General features: G+C 47.7%; 11 protein-coding genes and 1 riboswitch. Of the genes, 4 read left to right on the top strand and 7 right to left on the bottom strand.

Annotated features, from left to right (window positions below):
* Positions 1 to 191: 191 nt before the first annotated feature.
* Entirely contained in the window at positions 192 to 1,328 is a 1,137-nt protein-coding gene (locus QUA58_RS19365; RefSeq protein WP_333395371.1) for a DUF262 domain-containing protein, read from the bottom strand.
* Between the two features lie 124 nt (positions 1,329 to 1,452).
* Positions 1,453 to 1,549: riboswitch (TPP riboswitch) on the top strand.
* A gap of 7 nt (positions 1,550 to 1,556) precedes the next feature.
* Here QUA58_RS19365 and thiC point away from each other — a divergent pair.
* Positions 1,557 to 2,930 carry a phosphomethylpyrimidine synthase ThiC gene (thiC, locus tag QUA58_RS19360; RefSeq protein WP_333395369.1) on the top strand — a complete coding sequence of 458 codons (1,374 nt, stop codon included), beginning with the start codon at positions 1,557 to 1,559 and terminating at the stop codon, positions 2,928 to 2,930.
* 158 nt (positions 2,931 to 3,088) lie between these two features.
* The gene (locus tag QUA58_RS19355) at positions 3,089 to 3,682 is read left to right on the top strand and encodes a Uma2 family endonuclease (RefSeq protein ID WP_333395367.1); all 594 of its coding nucleotides are present in this window, start codon (positions 3,089 to 3,091) and stop codon (positions 3,680 to 3,682) included.
* A gap of 227 nt (positions 3,683 to 3,909) precedes the next feature.
* Here QUA58_RS19355 and QUA58_RS19350 read toward each other — a convergent pair whose 3' ends face one another.
* Together QUA58_RS19350 and pyrE are read right to left on the bottom strand one after the other, a co-directional pair.
* Positions 3,910 to 4,605, bottom strand: a complete 696-nt coding sequence (locus QUA58_RS19350; RefSeq protein ID WP_333395366.1) for a hypothetical protein — start codon at positions 4,603 to 4,605, stop codon at positions 3,910 to 3,912.
* Between the two features lie 551 nt (positions 4,606 to 5,156).
* Positions 5,157 to 5,735, bottom strand: a complete 579-nt coding sequence (pyrE, locus tag QUA58_RS19345) for an orotate phosphoribosyltransferase (RefSeq protein WP_333395364.1) — start codon at positions 5,733 to 5,735, stop codon at positions 5,157 to 5,159.
* 84 nt (positions 5,736 to 5,819) lie between these two features.
* Here pyrE and QUA58_RS19340 point away from each other — a divergent pair, with 84 nt between their 5' ends.
* Positions 5,820 to 6,347, top strand: coding sequence for a hypothetical protein (locus tag QUA58_RS19340; protein WP_333253778.1), 528 nt, complete (start codon positions 5,820 to 5,822; stop codon positions 6,345 to 6,347).
* 178 nt (positions 6,348 to 6,525) lie between these two features.
* Here QUA58_RS19340 and QUA58_RS19335 read toward each other — a convergent pair whose 3' ends face one another.
* The 3 genes from QUA58_RS19335 to QUA58_RS19325 all read right to left on the bottom strand — a co-directional run bounded on the left by QUA58_RS19335 (position 6,526) and on the right by QUA58_RS19325 (position 9,244).
* A complete protein-coding gene (locus tag QUA58_RS19335; protein ID WP_333253781.1) occupies positions 6,526 to 7,272 on the bottom strand; it encodes a pentapeptide repeat-containing protein in 747 nt (248 codons plus the stop codon).
* Between the two features lie 20 nt (positions 7,273 to 7,292).
* The gene (locus QUA58_RS19330) at positions 7,293 to 7,937 is read right to left on the bottom strand and encodes a hypothetical protein (protein ID WP_333253783.1); all 645 of its coding nucleotides are present in this window, start codon (positions 7,935 to 7,937) and stop codon (positions 7,293 to 7,295) included.
* 104 nt (positions 7,938 to 8,041) lie between these two features.
* Entirely contained in the window at positions 8,042 to 9,244 is a 1,203-nt protein-coding gene (locus QUA58_RS19325; protein ID WP_333395363.1) for an RNA-guided endonuclease TnpB family protein, read from the bottom strand.
* 386 nt (positions 9,245 to 9,630) lie between these two features.
* On the opposite strand from QUA58_RS19325, the gene QUA58_RS19320 reads away from it, so the two are divergent.
* Positions 9,631 to 9,954 carry a WGxxGxxG family protein gene (locus QUA58_RS19320; protein WP_333253787.1) on the top strand — a complete coding sequence of 108 codons (324 nt, stop codon included), beginning with the start codon at positions 9,631 to 9,633 and terminating at the stop codon, positions 9,952 to 9,954.
* A 394-nt stretch (positions 9,955 to 10,348) separates the two neighbouring features.
* On the opposite strand, the gene QUA58_RS19315 is transcribed toward QUA58_RS19320, so the two are convergent.
* A complete protein-coding gene (locus QUA58_RS19315) occupies positions 10,349 to 15,274 on the bottom strand; it encodes a PAS domain-containing protein (protein ID WP_333395360.1) in 4,926 nt (1,641 codons plus the stop codon).
* Positions 15,275 to 15,726: the final 452 nt, after the last annotated feature.

Genomic DNA, 15,726 nt, shown 5'->3' with positions numbered 1-15,726 from the left:
CCACTCGTAAACATACTGCTATCTTACCTTACAATATATTTAACAGCTCAAATTAGCGCAAGTTCTATTAGGTGGGCAATCAAATGCTGTCTTGCACTTATAGAGAATTTGTGGATTATTTATAGCGAGAAATTAGAGCTGAAACACAGGAATCTATAATCATAATTAACGCTACTTTTATGCAACACTTACTATTCCAAATCTTCTAAATAATAGGACGCAAATTCTAACCTATCCCTAACATTATCTGCGCTAGTAAGATTGCGTATTTTTTGAGCTACTCCAATGAAACTATCATCTTCTATAAGTAATTTATAGCGTTCTCCCAGTTGTTCGAGATTATTGATTTTGCCTTGTTCTAACCTGCGGGCAATAACCACCATTACAGCTTCAAAGTAAGTAGGTATCAATAGTTTTTGAGGTTTAAAAGCTTTGTTACCAAGACCTTTATGAATCGCTTCAATCGTTGGGATAAATGCGTTTATTATTTGTTCTTCCGATTGGCGGGCAAGGTGTCTATTTTGCCTCATGTATTGATTTAGAAATTCTTTTAGAGAAGGCTTATAATCGTTGCCCTCGAAGTAAAAAGCCAGGAATCGCAAAATAAGTTCTCGATCTTTCCCGTTTTTATCTGGGAGACCAAATATGTCACGCCACGCTGGGTTTTGATTGAGTTGCCTTAGCAAATTATTGAGTTCGCCGTGATAGATGCAAGCACGAATTTCCTGCGGTTTAAGGATAGTACCTCCGGTATTTAGCCTTTCAAAGATATAATAAATACTACTGTCCTCGCCTTGAGAAAGTGGCTCGACAATTGTAGCGGATACAAGCGAGTCATCTAATTGGCGTCTGTATGGGTCTTTCAGTGATTTATATGTCTCTCTCTCAAATTCTGTATGAACCCCTTTCAGAGCAAACGACTGCCGACTGTTAGGAAACTTGCCTTTGTAGAAATATAAAAGGCTACGTAATCTTTGCTGACCATCAATCACCAGCAGTTTTTTTGTATCTCGCTCTCTTGCTAGAAAGATGCCGGGAACTGGAAGACCAAGCAAGAGTGATTCTATAAAACGCGATGCTTGTTTTGGTTTCCAGACATAAGCACGCTGGAAGTCTGGAATAAATACGTCTTCGCTTTCCAGGCGTCTAACTAGACCCTCTACATCAAAATCTCTTCGATCAACTGCTAGGGAGAATCTGGAGGGAATAATGTCCTCCTCATCTTCCGCGCTATCATCTTCCCCGCTATCCTGAATATCGTTTTCCTGTTCCTCATCCGCTAGATGTTTTAGGGGAGAGGTTTCGCTGTTTGACTCAAATGTACTCATCTTGTAGCCTCGCTTCTGCCTTAGTTATTAGATATTATATAGCGATCGCTCCCCTCATCTATCTCTCAATATTAAGATTTCCTTAGTTGCTGCCACCGCGCACAGAAATCAGTGATACAATCAACAGCTTAGCTAGGGGTGCCCGAATATCCGGGCTGAGAAAACACCCTTAGAACCTGAGTCTGGGTAATACCAGCGGAGGGAAGCTGTTTATCAAGGAAATTAAATATGCGTACCGAATGGATCGCTAAGCGTCAGGGACACAGTAATGTATCTCAAATGCACTACGCCCGTCAAGGTGTCATCACTGAGGAAATGGACTTTGTTGCTAAGCGAGAAAATCTCCCAGCAGAACTGATCCGCGCCGAAGTAGCACGGGGACGGATGATTATTCCCGCTAACATCAATCACACGAATTTGGAGCCAATGGCGATCGGCATTGCCTCTAAATGCAAAGTCAATGCTAATATCGGTGCATCTCCCAACTCTTCCAATATGGAAGAAGAAGTTGACAAGCTTAAACTAGCAGTGAAATACGGCGCTGATACCGTGATGGACTTGTCCACCGGCGGCGGGAATTTGGATGAAATTCGCACTACGATTATCAAAGCTTCACCGGTGCCGATCGGTACTGTACCAATTTACCAAGCTTTAGAAAGCGTTCATGGTAATATGGAAAGTCTGACCCCAAATGACTTTCTTCACATCATTGACAAACACGCTCAACAAGGTGTTGATTATCAAACTATTCACGCCGGAATTCTGATCGAGCATTTGCCGTTGGTGAAAAATCGGCTAACTGGAATTGTCTCTCGTGGCGGTGGCATTTTAGCGCGGTGGATGCTGCATCACCACAAACAAAATCCCCTCTACACTCACTTTAACGACATCATTGAAATCTTCAAAAAATACGATGTTTCGTTTAGTTTGGGAGATTCTCTGCGCCCCGGTTGCACTCACGATGCGTCCGATGAAGCTCAATTAGCTGAACTCAAAACTTTGGGACAATTAACTCGCAAAGCTTGGGAACATGACGTGCAGGTAATGGTGGAAGGCCCGGGCCACGTGCCGATGGATCAAATTGAGTTTAATGTCAAGAAACAAATGGAGGAATGTTCCGAAGCACCCTTCTATGTTTTGGGGCCGTTAGTGACAGATATTGCGCCTGGATACGACCACATTACCTCAGCAATTGGGGCGGCGATGGCTGGTTGGTACGGTACTGCAATGCTGTGTTACGTGACGCCGAAGGAACACTTAGGATTGCCGAATGCTGAGGATGTCCGAAACGGGCTGATTGCTTACAAAATCGCGGCTCACGCTGCTGATATTGCACGGGGCCGTCCGGGAGCGCGCGATCGCGATGATGAACTCTCGAAAGCGCGTTACAATTTCGATTGGAACCGTCAATTTGAGCTGTCATTAGATCCAGAACGGGCAAAGGAATATCACGACGAAACTTTGCCGGCGGATATCTACAAAACTGCTGAATTCTGTTCAATGTGCGGGCCTAAGTTCTGTCCGATGCAGACTAAGGTTGATGCCGATGCTTTGACGGAATTAGAGAAGTTTTTGGCTAAGGAACCTGTAGCCCAAAGCTAATTGGATTAATTCGTAGGCTGCTGATGGCGCACCTTACTTAATCCTAAAGCTGTTTCGTTTCTTGTGGGGCGGGCATCCTGCTCGCCCAAAAGTATGGTGCTGATGGCCCGCCTTACTTAAGGTTATATTAAAAGGAGTTTCCGAAACGGAGAATTGCGATGTCCCTTCAACTTCAAAGACGGCTATTTACGGTGAAAGAATATCACTTGATGGGTGAAACAGGGATTCTTTCGGAAGCCGATCGCGTCGAACTCATTGAAGGAGAAATTATTCAAATGGCTGCGATTGGAACTCGTCACGCAACTGCTGTGAGACGACTTAACCGACTTTTTCACCGCTTACCAGAAGATAGAGTTATTGTTGATGTCCAAAACCCTGTTCAGTTAAGCGAACGTACTGAACCGCAACCTGATGTGGTATTGCTCCAATTTCGCGATGATGATTACGAGACAGCACATCCTGTTCCCTCAGAAGTGTTACTTTTGGTAGAGGTAGCTGACAGTACAGTGGATAATGACAGAGATGTCAAAATTCCTATTTATGCCCGATCGCTCATTCAAGAGGTTTGGCTGGTTAATTTAGTGGAAAACAGCTTGGAAGTTTACCGCCAGCCCACAGCAAACGGTTATAGTTTAATACTAAACTTGTACCCTGGTCAAGAGGTTGCACCGATCGCCTTTCCTGATTTTACAGTCAGTGTGGATTGGATATTCGGTGCGGGCGATCGTACTTCCTCAACCGCAGAACAATAAATTTGCTGCTAGATGCTGATTAAACTGCATTTTTCAAATGCCCTTGCTTTGCAGAGGATAAAAACTTCTGGATTACTTCTAGACCAACAGCTTCAACTACATTAATACTTACCTAGATATTCATTACCTGGTAGAGCCTGGTAACGAGAAATTTTCACTTTGTAGGGTGCGTTAACGCCGTGTAACGCACCGCCAGCCTAATGCACCATTTGAGCTAGGTAAAAGATTTACCTGGATATGTTAGATCCCGCTGTCTGTTGGCACTTTGAAAGAATGCGCCGATCGTTTGAGCTAATTTTGCGAATAGAATGGAGATTTGTTAACTGAGTATTGATTTCAACTGTTTGAATTTTTCCGGCTGAGATTGCCTTCCCGGAAAGTGTATTTCCCTGAATTTTACCAGTGAAGCACGCAAAGTCCGATCGCGGCGCGTAGATTGCACCAACCACCCGATCGTTCTGGCGTTGAAACACAATATAGTTTTGAAGAACTTGGTTGGGCTGTGGCGAATCTCCGTAGAGGTAAATACCATCTGGCAAAGCAGCAACATTAGTCTTAGATGGATTTTGTTGTGCTTGAAGCGGTTGTTGCTGAATGCCAACACCAATTAGTGTCAGAGGACAAATAAAGGCTGTTGCCAGTAGTTTCCATTTCCTTTTAATAGATGCAGGTAAAATCATTACTGCTTCTCCTTGCGCGTCATCTAACATCTTAAAACAGTCTTCTCTAGTTAATATCTCACTCAGGTTATAATTTCCCTCTGCTAAAATCAGCCGATTGGTAGAGATTCTGAACCTGAAAGCTTGCGCTTGTTTAGCACCGAAAACTTTATTTTCCATTGTGCTCCAAGTACCTGAGCTGATTTTGATAGAATTAGAGCGAGCATATAGCAATCCTTGCAAGAGTCCTAAGCTGTTAGTCATTTAAATTTCTTGCTTGAACCCCTTACAGTATGGGGTATAGACCACAAATAATGCAGTTTAAATGTTGAACAGCTTAAACTTTTTACCCCACCCCAACCCTCCCCTTATCAAGGGGAGGGAGTAAGAAAATCACAAATGATTTAGGATTGCTATAGTTGATAGTCCAAGCCAATAAAACACCACTCTAAGGTTGATGCCGATAGCTTTGACGGAATTAGAGAAGTTTTTGGCTAAGGAACCTGTAGCGCAAAGCTAGTTGCTAGGGTGGGCGGAGTGTTTCCGCCCACCCTTCCCAATTCACCAGGCGCTGACTTTTTGTTTGGTAGAGGACAAAACGTAAGGATTCAGGTCAAGAATAGTTGAGAGTCCAGAAATCTGGTAGTCAGATGAGGGAAGAACAAGAGTCAGCAGCACTGAAAATCGGCGTTGCTGATTTACGGTATGAAAGGCTAAATATGCCAGTCATAGAAACCTGTATCGACAAAGCTTGGGGATTTTCAACTGATTTTTTGCATACCCTGATTAAGCAACGCCGAATTTGATTGTCAAATTTAGATGCGCCTCAGCTTAATCCATTCCTTAAGATCCTTAATGGTAAAAACGGCTTGAAAATCCAATCCCGCCTCGCGATATAATTCCCTTCCACCTTGCTCTCTGTCAATCAGCGACAAAATACGATCGACTTTATAACCAGCCGCCCGCAACCTTTCCACCGCCTGCATCGCCGACTTACCCGTCGTCACCACATCCTCCAAAACAGCCACATTCGTCCCCTCTGGCAACAGTGGCCCCTCAATGTACGCCATTGTCCCGTGTCCCTTCGTCTCCTTTCTGACAATTAAAGCTGGTACAGGTCGATCGCCCAAAGCCGAAACCACACTCACAGCAGTTACAATCGGGTCAGCACCCAAAGTCAAACCGCCCACAGCTTGCACATCCGACGACAACATCGACAACAACAAACGTCCCGTTGCCAAAGCACCTTCAGCGTGCAGCGTCACAGGTTTGCAGTTAATGTAATAAGAACTTTTCTGCCCCGAAGACAGCACAAAATCGCCTTCGCGATAGGCAAAATCGCACAACAAATCTAGAAGTCGATCGCGCAACACCTTTAAATCACCAGCATCCATAACTTACACCGTGTAAAAAACACAAATAATCCGCCGATAATCAGTTTATATTGGAACCGTAATTAATCTAGAGGCTTAAATATTATGAGTCAAAAGTTAAAAAGGCTGAGCGGCGCGTTGATTCTCGCTGTCGCCTCTGCCACACTGGCATCCGTCAAACCAGCTCAAGCACAAACAGAGCGATTTCACCCGATTGCCGACGACTTCAACCGACAATTCTTTGAAGCTTCAGGAGACTTTTACCACAACGTTAGCTTGCAAGGTTACTTGGGCGACTATTTAGGCATCGGTTCCCCCAGCGGCGTCGTTGCCTTTCCCGAAAAAGAAATTGAGAGGGATGCCAGTCGCGTCAACGGCTTCTACCGACGAGTAATGCAGCGGCAAGTTTCCAGCGACCCGATTCTCCGCGTCCCAGATGCAGTTAATCCCTTCGATGCCTCAGTCATGGCACTGCCTGCAGCTTGCCAGCTAGCACCTCAAGCAAGTGGCTGTTTCGCCACTCCCGCCGGACTCCAAGATCAGTTTACACTTCCAACACAGCAGGAAGGTTCACCGACTGATTCAGGGCCCGTTAGAGGACTTTATCAAGTATCGCCCGCTGGCAAAAATTAATCGATCGACAGTTGCGAGTTTTGAGCCGAGGCGGGTTCACTCTCATCTCAGATTTGCATTAGATAGAAAGTCTGAACCCGCCCCAAATTTTCATGTTTTGGCTATCCTTTCTATAAACGCGCAACTGGCTTTTTTTAACTATCACGGTTATTTTACAGGAATAAATATTATCCAATATTTATGAAACAATGCTGCCGTCAGGCATGATTGTTCCTTTCAAAATAGCTTCGCCCAGATTAGCTCCCGCCAAGTTCGCTCCCCTGAGATTTGCCCCGGTCAAATTCGCCCCTCTCAAATCAGCTTTGCCCAGGTTTGCCCACCGGAAATCTGCCGCGCTCAACTGTGCAAAACAGAGATTTGCCCGGAAAAGATATGCTGCAGTGAAGTGAGCTTCCCCGAGGTTAGCTTTAGAGAAATTAGCTGCATAGCAATGTGCTTCAATCAATTCAGCTTGAGTGAGATTTGCTTGACTGAGATTAGCAAAATTGAGGTTCGCCCCCATCGCATTAGCTCGAAACATCACCGCACCGATTAAATTCGCATCACCGAAATCGGTTTGTTGGAGATTAGCAGCGCTGAGGTCAGCCCCAATTAAATTAGCACCGCTCAAATCAGATCCTCTGAGGTCAGCCGCTCGGAGGTTAGTTCCAGTTAAATTAGCTTTAATTAAATTAGTTTCCAGCAGTTGCGCTCCGGCAAGATTTGCTAAACTAAAATTAGATTCGGCGAGGTTTGCCGAAATTAATTTAGCCTTAAACAAGTCTGCTTTAAAAAGGTTCGACCGCCAAAGATAAGCACCTCTGAGATTTGCTTGTGCGAGGTTAGCTTCGCTGAGATCCGGTTCTATATTTGGGTTGAGACTTCTCCATTCAATCCAAGTAACTGCACCTTTTTTTAACAGCGCTAAATGCTGTGTGTTTGCCATAATTGCATCTCCTTTAACGGCTATTCCTTGCGACCCAAAATTGCTGGATGTTCTCGACCCGTTACGTTTTCCACCGCCGCAATTGCTGCCTGGGAACCTGCTATAATATCTCGTTCTGCGCCACCGAGGTAAAGCCGTCCGAAACTGCCTACAGCCTGAACCTCTAAGATGTTAATTGATGCACCTTTTTCTGCTTCATTAGCCGCCAGCGCTGCATAGGCCGCCGGTTCTACTTCTAAGACGTAAAGCGTTTGTCCCGCCAACAGCAACTGTCCGCGGCGGGTGCGGTTGATTAATTGTGTTTGGTGGGGGTCAATGTTGCGAATAATTTGACTGGAAATCACTCGCGGTTTGATACCTTCTTCTCTGCGGACTCCGATGAATTCTAGAATTGCTTTGCCTGCGGCCCGAGTTTCCCCCTGCTGACTTGAGTGTACTTCCAGAAGTCCGTACAAGCGTTCAACTATCTGCACTCCTGGGCGCACGGAGGCAGATTTGAGGGCGACATCGGTAATTCGGTTAATTTCGATACCTGGCGAGATTTCTATCCACAGCGACGCATCCCCCGGCAGCGGCAAGAATCCGGCGGCGATGGTGCCGATGTATGCTGCGTGCTGCGGCTGCAAGTTGTCTAGAAATACGTAGCTGCGTAGCTCTATACCCAAAAGTTTTGATCTCCGTCGATCGAGTTCCAACTGTTATCTGTGCAATATCTGAGTTTACCTTTTTTTTGACATCCTCCCCGCTGATGAATCAGGGGGATTCCAATCTACCCAAACAACGAAAGCTGTCTAGGGAACTGGTGGGTTGACGCTTCACTGTTCGATTCCGCATTGGATGTGGTCTTACTCCGTCCTCCACGTCCGTTTAGAGTCTCAGGCAATCCGCCCGCGACTTTTATATTAATCGCTGCATTCTCATCTCGGTCGTGAACGGCATCGCAAAACAAGCAAGTCCATTCACGGACTGAGAGTTCTTTTTTACCGCCAATTTGTCCACAACAAGAACAACGTTGACTGGTCGGTTCCCAGCGACTGATAACTCTAAAATCTCTGCCGTACATTTCTAACTTAGCTTCTAACATCCTCCGAAAACTTCGCCAGCCTAAATCAGAAATAGCACGGGATAACTTACGATTTTTCATCATCCCGGAAACCTTGAGGTCTTCCAGAACTATCGTTTGGTTTTCACGAATAATTCTGGTACTCAATTGGTGTAGAAAATCCTTACGAATATCGGAGATTCTGGCGTGAATTCTCGCCACATTCCGACGTGCTAATTCTCTCCGCCTGCTGCCTTTTTTCTTTCTAGCCAGCTTACGCTGTGCCTTGTGAAGTTTTCTCAGATGCTTCTTGAGTGGCTTGGGAGCTTTCACTTTTTCACCTCTACTCAGGGTGGCGAAGTCGGTGATACCGAGAGCGATGCCAACCGATTGCCCGTTGTCAGGCAACTTTACTGGGCTAATTTCAACTACGAAGCTGACAAAGTATCGATTTGCGGCATCTTTGATTACCGTGACCGAACTCGGTAAAGACGGCAACTCTCTTGACCAAACAACTTTAATCTTCCCAATTTGGGCAAGATAGATTTTCTCATACTTAATTGAAAAGCCTCCTATTCTGAATCGTGCCGACTGCCTACTTTTACGCTTTTTAAACTTGGGACTGCTAACTCTCCGACCTTTTCGCTTTTCTTTGAATGAATCAAAGTAGTTCTTCCAAGCTACTCCTAAATCTGCAATTGATTGCTGAAGAGGGATGTTTGAAACTTCCGCTAGCCATCCCCGTTCTTCCGAATTTTTAGCTTGAGTAATGAAAGTCTTTTGCAAGTCTCCGTTACTCGGTAACTTCTCTGCCGAATTACACAATGCTAGTGAATCGTTCCATACAACACGACAGCAACCAAACAACTTAGCAAGACTATGAACTTGCGGAGAAGTTGGATATATGCGGTACTTATATCGTTGTTTCATAGAATTATTGTAGCAGCAAAATGATCATTGATATAAATAGATATGTTAAGAATATGACTCACTTGAATGAGGAAAGGCAAGGCGGTTGAAACCGCTGCCGACTTTTCCCCGTGTCTAAAGCCTGGGGCTTGCGTCTCGTTTTTCGGTCAGTTGTAGAGAGTGCCTCGTGCCTGACAACCGAGTGAGGTGTCAGACCCGCGATTTCTAGTGCCGGAGTGCCTCCGCGAGCAATCTTTAATTTTGTTTTGCTGCTAAAAATTGGATATCAATCTCTAGTTATACGTGGAACATAACAATCTTTACTGCTAGAGGTGGATATAACTTTAAAAGCCAATCGATATAGTTTTGATAGTTAAAGATTTTTGCCAACAGAGAGCATTTGAATTATGAAACGTTCTGATTTATCCAAAGCAATCGGTGCAGGTATTATAGCTGCTGGTTTAGCCATAGCACCAGCTCATCTCCCTGCTTCAGCTCAGACAGATACAACTGGCGGTACTACTCCCGGTACTAACAACACTACAACCACCACCACTCCTCGCTCCGATGTCTACAATGCTGAGACCGATCGCGATTTTGATTGGGGATGGTTGGGATTGCTAGGCTTGTCTGGTTTGTTGGGCTTGATTCCCCGTAAACGCGAAGAAAATGTCCGCTATACAACTACAACCAGTGATCGAGAGCCTGCGGTGCGTACTGACTACCGCTAAGAATTGAGTCTTAGTGCTGTGGGCATTATGCAGGGACAGGATGTTTTAACCTGTCTGATCGCGAATAATCATCCAAAAACCTCCATCTGTGAGGTTTTTTTGTTTGAGATGATGTGCGATCGAACGACAATAAAATTGCTTACACCTGAGATATTGTACCATTTTCCTGAATAAGCTTTCCGACCTGTTCCACAAAAAGTGAATTTTCTGGTAGGCCGTTGCTCCTAGCCTGTCAATAAAACGCTGATTGAAAAGGGTGTAATATCTCAGATCTAACCGGACTTGAAATTATTAACTTCTTCCTTTCTTCTTGCCTTTTTCCTTCGCGTTCTTTGCGTCTTCGCGGTTCATTAAATAAAGACTTTTTAGACACAAAAAAACCTTAAAAAATATTTTAGCCAGAACGATCGAGTACCTCCCAAATCGCCTGCACCAACTTGTCGGGGTCTAAAGGCTTACAAATGTGCCGCTGGAACCCCGCAGCCAGGGCCTGCTGATAGTCAATTTCTCCAGCATAAGCCGTGAGGGCGATCGCCGGCACAAGTCCCCCTCGATCTGCAGGTAGAGCCCGAACCTGCCGCAGCAACATATAACCGTCGGTGTCGGGCATCCCAATATCGCTCAACAGCAGATCCGGCACAGACACAGTTAAAGCCGCCAAGGCATCGGCGGCGTTAGAAACTGCTGTCACGGTTGCGCCGCAATCCTCCAACAAAAAAACTACCAAATCTCGCGCATCAGCATCATCATCCACCGCTAACACCCGGATACCGTTGAAATTGAAGGATTTCTCCGGCGGTGTCGGTGCGGGAATTGTTTGAGGTTGCACGGGCATCAGGGGTATTCTGACTGTAAATGTCGCGCCTTTTCCTTCGCCTGCACTGTCGGATTTCACTGTGCCACCGTGGAGTTCGACGAGATGGCGGACGATCGCCAATCCTAAACCCAATCCGCCAAACTTGCGCGTGTACGTGCTGTCAGCTTGCCGGAAATAGTCGAAAACGTAGGGCAGAAAATCAGGTTCTATGCCTTTGCCCGTATCAGTTACAGTAATTTGAGCGTCCGTGTCAACCCGATCGAGCTTGACTTCGATTTTGCCTCCGGGTGGGGTGAACTTGACGGCATTTGACAGCAAATTCCAGACTACCTGCTGAAGTCGGCCAGCATCGCCCAACACCCGGCCGAGATTCGGTGCAAATTGAGCGTTGATTTGAATCGATTTGACTTGGGCCGACAAACGCACCGTTTCAATGGCGGCGGCGATCGCCCCAGCTAAATCCACAGGTACAATATTCAAGTTGACTTTGCCTTGCAGAATCCCCGACACGTCGAGCAAATCTTCGATTAGCTGGGTTTGCAGTTTGGCGTTGCGCTCGATCGTTTCTAGGGCGTAGCGCTGCTTTTGCGGTGTCAGCACGTTCGATTGCAACAGCTTTGCCCAGCCCAGAATCGGGTTTAAGGGAGTCCGCAATTCGTGGGACAAAACAGCCAAAAATTCGTCTTTGACGCGGTTAGCGCGTTCTGCTTCCTCCCTGGCAGCCTTTTCGAGGGCTAGCAGGCGTTCCCGTTCCGCTTCTGCATTCAGGCGATCGGTAATGTCGGTGTTGGTGCCAAACCAGCGCAGCAAATTGCCTTTCTCGTCGCGCACCGGCACGGCGCGGGAGAGAAACCAGCAGTACGATCCGTCTTTGCCGCGCAAGGGGAAAGTATCTTCCCAAGGTTCGCCTGTTTCAATGCAGCGCCTAAATTTTGCGACAACCCGATCGACGTGTTCCGGGTGGTGCACCTGCTGCCAGCCCCAGCCTTGCATTTCCTCTAGGGTGGTGCCCGTGTAGTCAAACCAGCGCTGGTTGTACCAGAAAATCCAGCCTGTGTCATCTGTCATCCAGGTCAACTGGGCGATGTTGTCAGCTAGAGCGCGGAACCGATCCTCGCTTTCGTGCAGATCCTGCAGAGCTCGCGCGTGCTGGATCACAGTCCAGAGGCGAGCCACCACTTCTTGCATCAGCGAAACTTCATCAATCTGCCAGTTCCGCACTGCCTGTGATGTCACCGCCAAAACAGCCACCCAGCGCCCTCCCTGAAGGCAGGGAACATCGATTAAAGCGCGAATGCCAAGACCATCGTATTTATCGGCAAAAGAGGCTGTATCCGGGTAATTAGCGATATCTGAGATGACAAGTGGTTGATTTGCTATACAGATATCTGTCAATTCTGCCGTCTTAAAGTCTGAGATTTGATAGGTGCCGGCGAGACTGGCCAAACCAGGCTGGTGCCAGTCTCGATCGACAATTGCCACTCCCGCTGCAGTATCAACTTCGTACCAGATGCAGCGATCGACCTGTAGATATTCTCCCAGACTGCTCATAGCTTCCCACAACATTTCTGCGGGATTGGAGCTTTGTGGCAAGCGGAGTTGGAGGCCCGAGAGAAACTGCTCGTTGAGTTGGTCTTTTTTGCGATCGTGAATGTCGGTATTCGTGCCGATCCACTCGACAATCTCGCCCCGTGCGTCGCGAATTGGCACGGCGCGGGACAAATGCCAGCGTTCCATTTGGTCGGAAGCCCGCCGCAGGCGGAACTCAACTTGATAAACTTGTCCGGTAATTTGACACTCTTGCCAGCGGGCAAAAGCTTCTGCAAAATCCGACGGCGGCACTACGAACTCCCAATTGTTTTGAGCGGCTTCCTCGTAAGACATTCCCAGATATTCCGACCATTTTTGATTGGCAAAGCGAAGTTCTCCGGCGGTGTCTAAATTCCAAATCAGGTGGGGCAGCGACTCAGCCAGGAAGCGGAACCGGCGGTCGCTTTCTGCTAAGCTTTCTTCGGCTTGTTTGCGATCGTCAATATCAATGCCAATCCCGGCCCATTGCAGCACCTGTCCCTCCCCGTCTTTGATGGGCACAAGTCGCGCCAAATGCCAGCGGTAGGTGTTGTCAAACCTGCGTACCCGACACTCGAATTCGTAGGCTTCTCCTGCTGCAATAGCCTTGCTGCGCGTGCCGACAACTGTTGGCAGATCCTCTGGATGAAATAATTCCAGCACCGGCACAGTCAGAGGCAATTCTGGAATCAGGCCCGTGTAGCTTAGCCAGTGCTGGTTGCAAAAATCTAACCTGCCGTCGGCGGTGTTGATCCACATTAATTGCGGGACGCCATCGGCGAGGGTGCGGTAGCGATTTTCGCTTTGCCGCAGTGCTTGTTCTATTTGCCGGCGCTCGGTTTTGTCCTGCATGATTTTCAGGAAACCTTGCACGTCGCCTGCTGCGTCGCGCAGGGGCATCACCAGCCCGCTGCCCCAAAAGCGGCTGCCGTCTTTGCGGATGTGCCAGCGCTCGTTTTCTCCCTTTCCTTCAGTCAGCGCCAAGTGCATTTCTAATTCCGGCCTTCTGGCTGCAGAGTCTTCTGGGGTGAAGATGATTCGTCCGTGCTCGCCGACGATTTCAGCTTCGGCATGGCCCAGCATTCTCTCGGCGCCTGCGTTCCAAGTGGTAAAGTGTCCGTCGGTGTCGAGGGTGAAGATGGCGTAGTCTTTGGCGCTGTCGAGAATCAATTGCAGGTGGGTTTCGCGATCGCGCAGTGCTGCTTCTGTTTGTTTGCGCTTGGTAATGTCACTGGTGAAGCCGACTATTTTGGTCACTTCACCTTGTTGATTGGGGATTAAACAGCCTCGCTCCCAAACATCGATCCAGCGCCCGTCTTCGTGCCGGACTCGGTACTCGATTTCGTAGCGCTCAGCACTTAAGATTGATTCCCGCCCGGCTTGGAGGCGCGCCAAATCGACGGGATGGATGCGTTCTCTCCACCACTCTGGTTCTGCCGGTGCATCCTCTGGGCAGACACCGACGATCGAGAACAATCCCTCGGAACGGTAAACTGAGTTTGCTGCCAGATCCCACTCAAACACCATGCCGTCGATCGCCCTTGTCGCTAGTTGAAAGCGGTTGTGGCTTTCTTGCAAATCGAGTTCGGCTTGTTTGCGATCGGTAGCATCAAATAATACTCCGATAAACCGCACTGCTTCCCCTGCGGCGTCGTAGAGATAGCGCCCGAACGCTCTCAACCAGCGGATTTCTTTGGTGTCGGCCCGGATGATGCGGTATTCGGGGGAGTAGAGCGATCGCGTTTGCCGAGCTGTTTCTATTGCCTGCAGGACTTGCTTTAAGTCGTCTGGATGCACGCAGTTTTGCCACACAGCGAAGGTTGTTTCGCCGTCCGGTACTGGTTCGCAGCCCAAAATGCTGAAATGGGTCGCCGACCAAATTATTCGATTTGTTCGCACGTCTAAATCCCAGGTTGCCATGCCTGAGCCTTCGATGGCGACGCTCAAACGTTCTTCGCTTTGTTTCAAGGCAATTTCAGTTTGTTTGCGATCGCTGATATCTGTGAGGGAACCCACGGCCCGCAAGGGATTGCCTGACTCGTCCCAAATTGCTCGCCCTCTGGCTAAAATCCATTTGTAGCGCCCGTCGGAACAGCGAATGCGGTACTCTCCGCAGTAATGTGAGGTTTCTCGATGCAAGTGCTGCTGCCAATTGCTTTGCATTCTCTCCACATCATCGGGATGAATGTAGCTCAAATATTGGCTGAAGTCCTTGACTTCTTCGGGCCCACGTTCCAAAATCTCTAAACAGCGATCGCTCACTACATAGCAATTTGTTTGCAGGTTGTGATCCCAAATGCCGTCGTTGTTGCCCTGCAAGGCTAGCTGCCAGCGTTCTTCGCTTTTTCGCAGGGCTTCTGTGGTTCGATTCGCGCGATCGACTTTTAGGGCGGCAACGGCAAAGTCTGCTAGCATCAGCCCGATCCGCAAGTCTTCAGCATCGAACTGGCCGCTATCGTGAGAGACAATCCAGATTGCTCCCAGCGGTTGATTTACGGCGTACAGCGGCAGCACTAAGGCTTCGGCGATCGGCATTCCTAGCTGCGGCAAGTCGGGGAAATATCGTTCTGGATGCAGGTAAAGCTGGGGAGTTTGCAAGTCTAGACCTGCTCCTGAAAAACGCAATGTCTGGGGTGTATTTGTTTGTTCTGCGACTTCCCAAGCACCAGCCAAGGCTTCCCAATAGAAAGTTTGTTCTGAATCTGCATTTTCTGATAGTAAGCAGACTCCGACGCTGCCTGCGCTGCACAAATCTCGCGCGATCGCCACGAGTGTTTGGAGCATGGTGCGGGGGGAGGTTGCCAGTTTTCGGGCAAGGGTTTGCAGCGCCCGATTTTCTGCGTGCAAATCGGGCGATCGAGGGGTGCGGCGCGACAGAAGCTTTGCGATCGAAATGTCGGTTAAATTAGTTGGTGGGGTTTGCCAAGGTTCCATCTATCTAGTTGTCTTGATGTCTTTCTGTCTGAGCGGGCGATCGGGCATTCTCTATAATATCAGCGCGCAATTACACCATCTGGTATATTTTATTATCTACCGACAGACATAATTTGTTATCTGTCTTTGGAATTACTTTTGAATTTTTCTGCCCGTTGATTGAGAGCGTTCCAATTTGGTAAAAAGTATTTTTTACGAGTGGAAACATCCCAAGGGTTTTATATATCTTTTTAGCGAGTAAGAGGCTCTCACGGAGAGTGAAAGCTTTCACGCTTGATGGTGGAGCATCTCTGCGGAAATTTAAAAGCGTTGTTGAGAAGTGCGATCGTCCCGCACAGCACAGTATATACATATATAGCCTTTCTGTGCTCTGGTATGAGGTACTATCCGGGATAGGGCATAGGGCATAGGGCATAGGGCATAGGGCATAGGGCTATCCTCACTTTTTTGAT

The organism is Microcoleus sp. N9_A1, from assembly GCF_036701795.1.
In the GTDB taxonomy this organism is placed as follows: Bacteria; Cyanobacteriota; Cyanobacteriia; order Cyanobacteriales; family Microcoleaceae; genus Microcoleus.
The sequence above is the reverse complement of the archived record's forward strand: the minus strand, read 5'-3'. Positions and strand labels throughout refer to the sequence as shown.

Excerpts from the sequence above, each read along its gene's own strand:
- QUA58_RS19365 (WP_333395371.1), bottom strand. The coding sequence starts at position 1,328 with ATGAGTACATTTGAGTCAAACAGCGAAACCTCTCCCCTAAAACATCTA.
- thiC (WP_333395369.1), top strand. The coding sequence starts at position 1,557 with ATGCGTACCGAATGGATCGCTAAGCGTCAGGGACACAGTAATGTATCT.
- QUA58_RS19355 (WP_333395367.1), top strand. The coding sequence starts at position 3,089 with ATGTCCCTTCAACTTCAAAGACGGCTATTTACGGTGAAAGAATATCAC.
- QUA58_RS19350 (WP_333395366.1), bottom strand. The coding sequence starts at position 4,605 with ATGACTAACAGCTTAGGACTCTTGCAAGGATTGCTATATGCTCGCTCT.
- pyrE (WP_333395364.1), bottom strand. The coding sequence starts at position 5,735 with ATGGATGCTGGTGATTTAAAGGTGTTGCGCGATCGACTTCTAGATTTG.
- QUA58_RS19340 (WP_333253778.1), top strand. The coding sequence starts at position 5,820 with ATGAGTCAAAAGTTAAAAAGGCTGAGCGGCGCGTTGATTCTCGCTGTC.
- QUA58_RS19335 (WP_333253781.1), bottom strand. The coding sequence starts at position 7,272 with ATGGCAAACACACAGCATTTAGCGCTGTTAAAAAAAGGTGCAGTTACT.
- QUA58_RS19325 (WP_333395363.1), bottom strand. The coding sequence starts at position 9,244 with ATGAAACAACGATATAAGTACCGCATATATCCAACTTCTCCGCAAGTT.
- QUA58_RS19320 (WP_333253787.1), top strand. The coding sequence starts at position 9,631 with ATGAAACGTTCTGATTTATCCAAAGCAATCGGTGCAGGTATTATAGCT.
- QUA58_RS19315 (WP_333395360.1), bottom strand. The coding sequence starts at position 15,274 with ATGGAACCTTGGCAAACCCCACCAACTAATTTAACCGACATTTCGATC.